This is a genomic window from Azospira sp. MPR-E4, from assembly GCF_058809645.1.
On the sequence record NZ_JBXAST010000039.1, the window covers coordinates 20,188 to 29,836 of the forward strand.

7 protein-coding genes are annotated in these 9,649 nt (G+C 69.1%); 2 read left to right on the plus strand and 5 right to left on the minus strand.

Annotated elements, in window-relative coordinates:
* Positions 1-45: 45 nt before the first annotated feature.
* Both AC1RTA_RS11880 and AC1RTA_RS11885 read right to left on the minus strand, forming a co-directional pair.
* Positions 46-1,083, minus strand: a complete 1,038-nt coding sequence (locus AC1RTA_RS11880) for a potassium channel family protein (RefSeq protein ID WP_130458628.1) — start codon at positions 1,081-1,083, stop codon at positions 46-48.
* Entirely contained in the window at positions 1,080-1,646 is a 567-nt protein-coding gene (locus AC1RTA_RS11885; RefSeq protein ID WP_043799396.1) for a DUF2062 domain-containing protein, read from the minus strand. Before AC1RTA_RS11885 ends, AC1RTA_RS11880 begins: the two co-directional genes overlap by 4 nt.
* Before the next feature lie 76 nt (positions 1,647-1,722).
* Between AC1RTA_RS11885 and AC1RTA_RS11890 the strand changes: the two genes are divergently transcribed.
* Complete coding sequence (locus tag AC1RTA_RS11890) at positions 1,723-4,203, plus strand: DNA internalization-related competence protein ComEC/Rec2 (RefSeq protein ID WP_492784808.1); 2,481 nt, start codon at positions 1,723-1,725, stop codon at positions 4,201-4,203.
* A 24-nt stretch (positions 4,204-4,227) separates the two neighbouring features.
* On the opposite strand, the gene AC1RTA_RS11895 is transcribed toward AC1RTA_RS11890, so the two are convergent.
* The 3 genes from AC1RTA_RS11895 to AC1RTA_RS11905 form a co-directional block, all read right to left on the minus strand.
* Positions 4,228-6,249 (minus strand): methyl-accepting chemotaxis protein, encoded by a 2,022-nt coding sequence (locus AC1RTA_RS11895; protein ID WP_492784809.1) that lies wholly within the window; start codon positions 6,247-6,249, stop codon positions 4,228-4,230.
* 101 nt (positions 6,250-6,350) lie between these two features.
* Entirely contained in the window at positions 6,351-7,088 is a 738-nt protein-coding gene (gene lolD, locus AC1RTA_RS11900; RefSeq protein WP_492784810.1) for a lipoprotein-releasing ABC transporter ATP-binding protein LolD, read from the minus strand.
* The gene (locus AC1RTA_RS11905; protein WP_492784812.1) at positions 7,081-8,322 is read right to left on the minus strand and encodes a lipoprotein-releasing ABC transporter permease subunit; all 1,242 of its coding nucleotides are present in this window, start codon (positions 8,320-8,322) and stop codon (positions 7,081-7,083) included. The genes lolD and AC1RTA_RS11905 overlap by 8 nt, the downstream gene beginning before the upstream one ends.
* Before the next feature lie 234 nt (positions 8,323-8,556).
* Here AC1RTA_RS11905 and AC1RTA_RS11910 point away from each other — a divergent pair, with 234 nt between their 5' ends.
* Positions 8,557-9,630 (plus strand): hypothetical protein, encoded by a 1,074-nt coding sequence (locus AC1RTA_RS11910; protein ID WP_492784811.1) that lies wholly within the window; start codon positions 8,557-8,559, stop codon positions 9,628-9,630.
* The last annotated feature ends 19 nt before the right edge of the window (positions 9,631-9,649 follow it).

Consider the following 9,649-nt stretch of genomic DNA (forward strand, 5'->3'; position numbering starts at 1 on the left):
GTATGGCCCAAAGTCTAGCACTCCCGCGGGGGAGCGCCCCGCCGCCTAGCCGATCATTTCCAGCAGGGAGGCTTCCAGCTCCTGCCGCCCCAGGGCCGAGGCCATGGCGACGATGACGTAACCGGGCTTCAGTTCGTAGTCCTTGGGCGGGTTGAAGACCCAGTCCAGCTTTTCCCGGACCGCCAGCAACACGTACTCATTGCTGCGCAGCTTCAGGTTGCCCAGGGGCGTCGGCGGGAAATGGCCGGGCACCGCCACCTCTTCCACCCGCAGGCGCTTTTCCGACTTCAGCATCTCGTCGAGGAAGGACACCACGTGGGGCCGCACCATGAGGGAGGCCAGGCGCATGCCGCCGGTCAGGTCCGGGGAGAAGATGGCGTCGGCGCCGGCCTTCTTCATCTTCTCCACGTTGCGCGACTCCTGGCAGCGGGCCACCACCCGGATGGCCGGATTGAGCTGCTTCACCGTGATGGTGATCATCAGGTTGCGCGAATCGTCGCCGGTGACGGCGAAGACGCCCCGGGCCGATTCCAGCCCGGCGCCCAGCAGCACGTCGTCGTCGGAGGCATCGCCGTGCAGGTAGAGCAGGCCCGGGCTTTTTTCCCGCTGGGCCTCCAGGCCTTCCAGGTTTTCCTCGATGGCGACGAAGTGGCGGTTGGTGGCTTCCAGCTCCCGCGCCACGTTGCGGCCCACCCGTCCAAAACCGCAGACGATGTAATGGCCGGTGAGCTTCTTGATCATCTTTTCCATGCGCCGTCTCCGCAGCGTGCCGTTAAGATCCGATTCCACCAGGGTCACCGTGACCGTGGAGAAGAGAAAGGACAGGGTGCCTGCCCCGAGAATGCCGATGAACACCGTGAACATCCGGGCCGCCGGATTCTGGGTCATCTCGATGATTTCGCCGTAGCCGATGGTGGCCACGGTGATGAAGGTCATGTAGAAGCAGTCGAACCAGGTGTAGCGCCCCCCGGTCAGCAGGTGGTAACCGAAGGTGCCGATGACATGCACGGCCACCAGCATGATCAGGGCTCCATAGAGGTAACGCTGGACCTGGAGCGGCTGATTGCTGGTGCTGGCACTCATGGGAATGGATTCGGGGGCGGCGGCGGTGGTTGGCGATAGCGGCGGCGGCGCCATGCGTAGAGCAGGTATGCGCGCCATGCCGTACGGACAATACCATATCCCGCCAGGGCCAGCAGCAGGCCCAGGCACACCAAGCCCAGGGCCAGGGGCTCACCCAGGGCCAGCAGCCAGTCGCCCAGGGCGCCGATCCAGGCCAGCATGCCCCCATCCCCCGGCTCCGGCGGCGCCACGAAGGCGCCTCCTTCCCGCAGCAGCACCAGCCGGCCCAGATGGTAGGCGACGAAGTAGAGCGGCACGATGGTCAGGGGATTGGTGTACAGGGTGGTCACCAGGGCCAGGGGCAGATTGACCCGGAACAGGGTGGCCAGGATGGCTGCCCCCAGCATCTGGAAGGGCCCGGGAATGAGGCCGCAGAAAAGGCCCACGGCCACGCCGCCGGCGGCGGAATGGCGGTTCAGGTGCCACAGGCGGGGATGCAGCAGGGTGCCGGCAAAGGGCGCCAGCCAGCGGTTGCCGATCAGGGCCTGGTGGTCGGGCAGAAAACGCTTCAGATGTTTGCGCACCATGGATTCATTCTACTGCGCCGGCCCCCGGACGGCCCAGGGCCAGCCCGGGGGCGAAAGTGGCTATGCTATCGCCATGAACTGGCCCCTCTATTCCTTCGCCCTGGGCATCCTCCTGCTGCAACAGCAGCCGGCCCTGCCGCCCTGGCCCTGGCTGCCCCTGGGGGCGGCGGCGGTCCTCGGGCTGCTGTTCCTGGGGCGGCGGCCCGGCGCCCTGCCCCGCCTGGGAACAATCCTGCTGGCCGCGGCCCTGGGTTTCCTGTGGGCCGGCTGGCGGGCCGAGACCCGCCTTGCCGAACGGCTGGCGCCGGCCCTGGAAGGGCAGGATCTGCAGCTGCAGGGCCGCATCGCCGCCCTGCCCCAGGACTTTGGCCGGGGCCAGCGCTTCGAGTTCGCCGTGGCGCCCGGGGCTGGAGCCCACCTGCCGCCGACCCTCCTGCTCTCCTGGTACGACCGGCCGGAAACGCCCCGACCGCGCCTGGAGCCGGGCCAGGAATGGCAGCTGACGGTGCGCCTGAAGCGCCCCCACGGCCACGCCAACGGCGCCGGTTTCGACTACGAGGCCTGGCTCCTGGAACGGGGCATCGGCGCCACCGGCTATGTGCGCGAAGCTGCGGACAACCGCCTGCTGGGCCGCAGCGATGGCTTCTTCAGCAGGATCGAGCGGCTGCGCCAGGCGGTGCGGGAGGACTTCCAGGCCCGCCTGCCGGAGGCCGACAATCCCTACGCCGGCATCCTCACCGCCCTGGCGGTGGGGGACCAGAAGGCCATTCCCGGCGACCAGTGGAAGGTCTTCGCCGGCACCGGCACCACCCACCTGATGAGCATTTCCGGGCTCCACGTGACCATGATGGCGGCCCTTGCCGCCGCCCTGGCCGGCGGCCTGTGGCGCCGCTCGCCAGCCCTCATGGCGCGCTGGCCGGCCCAGCGGGCGGCGCTCCTGGCCGGCTGGCTGGCGGCAGCCGGCTACACCTTGCTGGCCGGTGCCGGGGTGCCGGCCCTGCGCACCCTGGCCATGCTCGGCGCCGCCGCCCTGGCCCTGGCCAGCGGCCGCCGGGTGGCGCCCGGCAACGTCCTCGCCTTCGCCCTGCTGGCGGTACTGCTGCCGGACCCCTGGGCCGTCCTGGCGCCGGGCTTCTGGCTGTCCTTCGTCGCCGTCGGTGCCCTGCTGCTGGCCGCCCGCCCTCTGGCGGAGGGGCCGCCACGCCAGTCCTGGCGCCGCCGCCTGGGGCGGCACCTGGAACACTGGAGCCTGACCCAATGGGTCGCCACCCTGGGCACCCTGCCCCTGCTGCTGCTCTTCTTCCAGCAGTTCTCCCTGGTCTCGCCCCTGGCCAACGCCATCGCCATTCCCCTGGTCAGCCTGGCGGTGACGCCCCTGGCCCTGGCGGCGGCCCTGCTGCCCCTGCCCGGGCTGGCTGCCGCTGCCCACGCCCTGCTGCACGGACTGATGCTCTGCCTGCAGTGGCTGGCAGCCCTGCCCGGAGCCCTGTGGACGCCGCCGGCGCCCACCCTGCCGGCCCTGTTCCTGGCCGCCCTCGGCTGCGTCTGCCTGCTCCTGCCCCGGGGCTTTCCCGGCCGCTGGCTGGGGCTGCTGATGCTGCTGCCCCTGCTGGCCACGCCCCAGCCCCGGCCGCCGCCGGGCCAGGCCTGGGTGACCCTGCTCGACGTGGGCCAGGGGCTGGCAGTGGCGGTGCGCACGCAAAAGCACACCCTCCTTTACGACGCCGGGCCTTACTACAGCCCGGAATCGGATGCGGGGGAGCGGCTGGTGCTGCCCTGGCTGCGGTCCGTCGGCGTGGATCGCCTCGACACCCTGGTGGTGACCCACCGGGACTGGGACCACTCGGGCGGCGCCCGCTCGGTGCTGGAAAGCCTGCCGGTGGCGCTGCTGCTCGATTCCCTGCCCCCGGCATCCGCCGAGGCCCGGGACCTGCAGCCCCTGGCCCAGGAACGGCGGGCCTGCGCCGAGGGGCAAGGCTGGGAATGGGACGGGGTGCGCTTCTCCATGCTGCATCCGCCGGCAGGCAGGGTGGATGCGCCCCAGGGCAGGAGCAACCACCAGAGCTGCGTCCTGCTGGTGCAAGCGGCGGGGCAACGGCTGCTGCTCACCGCCGACATCGAGGCCGCCGACGAAGCCTGGCTGCTGGCCCGTCACCGGACGGAACTGGCCAGCCAGGTGCTGCTGGTGCCCCACCACGGCAGCCGCAGTTCATCCACGGCACCCTTCGTCGCCGCCGTCGGCGCCCGGGAGGTGCTGTACCCGGTGGGCTACCGCAACCGCTTCGGCCATCCCCGGCCGGAGGTCGTGGAACGCTATGCCGCCAGCGGCGCCCGGGCCTGGCGCACGGACCGGGACGGGGCCATCGGCCTGGTCCTGGGCGCAGCCACGGCCAACGGCAAGCCGGAACTCTGGACCGAACGGCAGCGCCGGCCCCGCTACTGGTACGACCGTTACGCCTGGAATGAGAGCGGCCAGGGTGGGCCGGACGGAGAAGAGAACGGTAACGACGGCAAGGCCCCGGCACCAACGACAACGGCCCCGCAGGGCCGTTGAAGAAGGCGGGCCGGCAGAGCGGGATCAGCCGGCCTGGAAGCGGGCCGCCTCGGTCTGCAGGGCCTCGGCCAGTTGCTCCAGCTGGCCGGCGGTGTTGGCGTTTTCGCTGACTGCGGCGCTGTTCTCCTCCGCCATCTGGGCGATGCGCTCCACGTTCTTGGCGATCTCGGTGCTGGCGGCGCTCTGCTCCCGCAGGGAGGAGGAAATGTCGCTCACCATGTCCACCACCTGCTGGGCCCCGGCCTGGATCTGGCCCATGGCGTCGCCGGCCTCCCGGGCCAGTTCGACGCCCTGGGAAACCCGCTCGACACCGTGCTTCATGCTGACCACGGCCTCCTGGGTGCCGCCCTGGATGGCGGCCACCATGTCGGTGATCTCCTGGGTGGAATGGGCGGTGCGTTCGGCCAGCTTGCGCACCTCGTCGGCCACCACGGCGAAGCCCCGACCAGCCTCTCCGGCCCGTGCCGCCTCGATGGCGGCATTGAGGGCCAGCAGGTTGGTCTGGTCGGCAATTTCCTTGATGACGCCGACGATGGTGGAAATCTTCTCCGAATGCTGGCCCAGGTCCTCCACGATGCCGGCGGACTGGTTCACGGCGCTGGCGATCTGCTCGATCTCCTGCACCACGTTGCCGACGATCTGGGCACCCCGGGCCGACAGGTCGCCGGACTGGGACGAAAGGGCGTGGGCGTCCTGGGCGTTCTTGCTGATGTGGTCCACGCCTACGGTCATCTGCTCGATGGCGGCCGCCATGGAGGAGGCAGCCTCGCTCTGCTGCTGGGTGGACAGGGTGATCTGCTCGCTGGCGTCGGCCATGCTGCGGGCCGAGGCGGAGAGCTGGTTCACGCTCTGCTGCACACTGGTGGTGAGGCTGGCGAAGGCGCCGGCCACCTCGTTGAAGCTGCCGGCCACCTGCTGCAGCTCATCCCTGGACTGGAGCTGGATGCGGGCCGTCAGGTCGCCCTGGGCGATGCGATGGGCGCTGGCGGAAAAGCCGGTGATGCAGGAAACGATGGCCAGGTAGGCGCCGGCGGAAAGGTAGATGAAGACCAGCACCATCACCAGGGACAGGCCCAGGTTGAGCAGCAGGCCCCGTTCGGCCTTGGCCTTGCGCTCGCCGATGAGCTGCTTGGCGGTGGGCAGCAGGGTGTCGTAGAGCTGGGCGTAGCCCTTGTCGATGACGGCGGTGGACTGTTTGAAGAAGTCGCCGGAATCGGTGACGAACATGCCGGCGATGATGTCCTGGTTCACGATATTCACCAGGCCGCTCACCGCCTCGTTGAGATCCTTGGAGGAAGTGCCCAGGGTGTCGCGGATGGCCGGGTTGTGGCGGGCCGTCTTCTGCAGGTTCACATTGAGGGCGGCCAGGGTGTCGGAAACCTGGGCCATGAGGATGCCGATATCGACCCGCTGGTGATCGTTGATGCTCTTCTTGGCCAGGATGCCGGTGCCCTTGGCCCGGGTCTGGCCGAGACGCTCCAGCATGGAGGGCAGCTTGACCACGGCGGTTTCCAGCAGATAGTAGGAATCCATGTTGGGGTCGATGGTGAGGCCGCTCTCGTCGGCCACGTCCACCTTCAGCTGCAGGATGGCGGCGATCAGCCGGGTGTGGGCCGCAAAGCTTTCCGTGGCGGTCCAGGAAAGGCCGTCGGCGGCAATCAGGTTCCACTCCTCGTTGATCTTCTTCCACTCTTCGGAGGCGGCAACGGAGGCCGGCAGGATCGGACCCAGGCCCTGCAGGGCGGTCTTCACTTCGCCGGTCTTGGCCTCCCTCTTGGGCAGCAGGCTGGCGTCGCCATTGATGACGCCGGAGGAGAGGCCCCGGTGTTGCTGGGCCGCCTGCACCAGGCGGTCCATGGGCACGATCACCTCCAGGGCCGCCAGTTCGTCGTTGGCCAGGTGGATCTGGCTCTGCAACTGGCGCGACAGATTGACGAAGAGCACGGCGATGGCGATCAGGGCCACCAGGCCGATGAGGGCGAATTTCTTCGGATAGGTCAGCCGATGCATCAAGGCAATGGCCGGTGCAAACAGGATTTGCATCATTTTTTTAGGCTCCAGGTTGAACAGCGTCTTGCGGTCTGCGCCGCCTTTCTCCCTCGGGTCTTTTTTTAGTATTTGCTACGGGCAATGCCAAAACAGGTCGCTTACCGGGGCTCCTCCAGGAACATGCCGTCGGCCAGGTGCACCGTGCGGTCGGCCCGGGCCGCCAGGGCCGGATCGTGGGTGACGATGACGAAGGCGGTGCCCTGCTCCCGGCTCACTTCCAGCATCAGGTCGAACACCTGCTCCGCCGTATGACGGTCCAGGTTGCCCGTCGGTTCATCGGCCAGCACGCAGGCAGGGCGGGTCACCAGGGCCCGGGCGATGGCCGCCCGCTGCCGCTCGCCGCCGGACAGTTCCGACGGCAGGTGGTGCAGGCGATGGCCCAGCCCGACTTTCTGCAGCATGGCCTCGGCCTGGCTTTCCGCCTCGGCCCGGGGCAGGCGGCGGATGAGCAGGGGCATGGCCACGTTCTCCAGGGCCGTGAATTCCGCCAGCAGGTGGTGGAACTGGTACACGAAGCCCAGGTAGCGGTTGCGCCACTCGCCCCGGGCCGCCTCGGACAGGCTGAAGGGATCGGCGCCCTTGAGGCGCACCGTGCCGGCGGTGGGCCGATCCAGCCCGCCCAGGAGGTGCAACAGGGTGCTCTTGCCCGAGCCGGAGGAACCCACCACCGCCAGGCGCTCGCCGGGCTCCAGGGAAAGGTCGATGCGGCTCAGCACCGGCACTTCCAGGTCGCCCTGGCGATAGATCTTGGACAGGCCCTGGCAGGCCAGCACGGCCGTATTCTCAATCCCGTTTTCCACTACTGCTGCCACACTTGCCATCGCTGCCTCATTCATAACGCAGGGCCTCCGCCGGATTGACGCGGGAAGCGCGCCAGCTCGGGTAGAGGGTTGCCGCCAGGGCCAGCACGAAGGCGATGGCGGTGATACCGGTGACGTCGCCCCACTGCAGTTCCGACGGCAGCTGGGAGATGTAATACACGTCCTTGGCCAGGAACTGGGTGCCCAGCACCCGCTCGATGAAGGGCACCACCACGTCGATGTTCAGGGCCAGGGCGACGCCGCCAACCACCCCCAGGCCCAGGCCGATGACGCCAATGAGGGCGCCCTGGACCACGAAGACCGCCATGATGCTGCGGGGGCTGGCCCCCAGGGTGCGCAGGATGGCGATGTCCGCCTGCTTGTCGGTGACGGCCATGACCAGGGTGGAAACGATGTTGAATGCTGCCACGGCCACAATCAGGGAAAGAATGATGAACATCATGTTTTTCTCGATTTGCACGGCGCGGAAGAAGTTGGCATGGCTGCGGGTCCAGTCGGAGATGTAGGCATCCTCCTGGATCAGGGGCACCAGTTCCCGGGCCACCCGGGGGGCGCGGAACAGGTCGTCCAGCTTCAGGCGCACGCCGGAGACGCCGTCGCCCAGGCGGTACAGCAGCTGGGCATCGCTCATGTCGATGAGGGCCAGGCCCGAGTCGTATTCATACATGCCGGCCTCGAAAATGCCGACCACGGTGAAGGAGCGCAGCCGCGGCACCACCCCGGCCGGCGTCACCGTGCCCTGGGGCGCGATCAGGGTCACCTTGTCCTCCAGGGTGACGCCCATGGCATTGGCCAGGTCGCTGCCGAGGACAATGCCGAAACCGCCGGGCTGCAGGTTCTCCAGCTTGCCCACCTTCATGAAGCGGCCGAAATCCGCCACCTTGTCCTCCAGCTCGGGGATGATGCCCCGCACCAGGGTGCCGCGCACCGTCTCGTCCCGGGAGAGCATGGCCTGGGCCTGGACGAAGGGCGCCGCCGCCTTCACTTCCGGATGCTGCAGGGTCTGCCGCCCCACCTCCAGCCAGTTGTGCAGCTCGCCGTTGATGGCGGTGACCTGGATGTGGGAAGCCACCCCCAGGATGCGGGTACGCAGCTCCTTCTGGAAGCCGTTCATCACCGACAGCACCACGATCAGGGCCGCCACGCCGAGGGCGATGCCGGCCATGGAAATGAGGGAAATGAAGGAGATGAAATGGTTGCGGCGCTTGGCCCGGGTATAACGCAGGCCGACCAGGAGTTCGTAGGGCAGTTTCATGCCGAGGGGAGGCCCGCGGGAACGGGCTGAAAAGCAAAGGCGCTATGCTACACTTTTGCCCGCTTTTGGCCACTTGCGGCAATACGCAGCGGGCTGGCGCCGACGGCGCCGGACCCGGCTCAAAGGCTGGCCGCAGCTCCCGGAGCAGAACCAAATGTCGCCTCGGTCGGCCCCGCCGCATTCTCCTTGTTTTCCCCCATATTCTTCTTTCCCTCCCAGGCTTTGCCCATGCGCCTCACCCTCCTCGTTCCCGAACTGCTGTGGCCCGAACCGGAAGACGACCTGGCCTGGCAGGCCCTGGATTGCCCGGCCCTGGCCACCCTGCTGCAACGGAGCGGGTTGCAGCGCCGCCCGGCCCTGGCCGCCGAGGCCCAGGCGGCCCGCTGGCTGGGCCCGACGCCGCAACCCCTGGGCGCCCTGCGCCTGCTGGGAGAGGACGGCGCCGCCCTGGCGCCGGACGCAGGCGTCTGGCTCTGTGCCGACCCCATCCACCTGCGCCTGCACCAGGAGGAGATCATCGTCGCCGACAGCCGGGAACTGGACCTGGAAGCCGCCGAAGTCGAAACCCTGGCCGCCAGCCTCAACGCCCACTATGCCGGCGAGGCCAGCTTCCACCCGGTGACGGCCAGCCGCTGGTATGTGCGCCTGGAGACGCCCTGGGCGGCCGAACTGCCCGGGGACGCCCTGCCGCCCCTCTCCGCCGCCGCCGGCCGCCGCCTCAACCTGCCGACCCCGTCGGACCTGCCGTCGCGCCGCCTGCTGGCCCTGATGAACGAAATCCAGATGCTGCTGCACAGCCACCCGGTGAACGAAGCCCGGGGCGAGCGGGGCCTGCCCGCCGTGAACGGCCTCTGGCTGTGGGGCGCCGGCAGCCTGGCGCCGGCGGCAGCGGCCCCGCAGGCAGGCGCCATCTGGAGCAACCAGCCCCTGCCCCGGGGACTGGCCCGAGCCGCCGGTCTGCAGCACCACCCCCTGCCCGCCTCCGCCCACTCCCTGTTGCAGGCCGGGCCGGCTGAAGAACGCCATCTGGTGTGCCTCGACGACCTGCTGCAGGCTGCCCAGGACCAGGATGCCCAGGCCTGGCGCGACGCCCTGGCGGACCTGGAAAACCGCTGGTTCGCTCCCCTCAAGACGGCCCTGGCCAAGGGGCGCCTCAGCCAGCTGGAAGTGGTGGCCGGCACCAGCTACGGCGACCTGACCTGGCAGGCGAGCCCGCGCCAGATCAAGGGCGGCCTCTTTTCCTTCCTCGCCGGCAAGCCCGAAGCCCTGCAGCAGCTGGCCCGCCGCCTGGCCGCCGCCTAGGCCCCGACCGCCCCCAATT

Bases quoted from the DNA above. Each gene is read 5' to 3' on its own strand.
- AC1RTA_RS11880 (WP_130458628.1), bottom strand. From the start codon at position 1,083: ATGAGTGCCAGCACCAGCAATCAGCCGCTCCAGGTCCAGCGTTACCTC.
- AC1RTA_RS11890 (WP_492784808.1), top strand. From the start codon at position 1,723: ATGAACTGGCCCCTCTATTCCTTCGCCCTGGGCATCCTCCTGCTGCAA.
- AC1RTA_RS11895 (WP_492784809.1), bottom strand. From the start codon at position 6,249: ATGATGCAAATCCTGTTTGCACCGGCCATTGCCTTGATGCATCGGCTG.
- lolD (WP_492784810.1), bottom strand. From the start codon at position 7,088: ATGAATGAGGCAGCGATGGCAAGTGTGGCAGCAGTAGTGGAAAACGGG.
- AC1RTA_RS11910 (WP_492784811.1), top strand. From the start codon at position 8,557: ATGCGCCTCACCCTCCTCGTTCCCGAACTGCTGTGGCCCGAACCGGAA.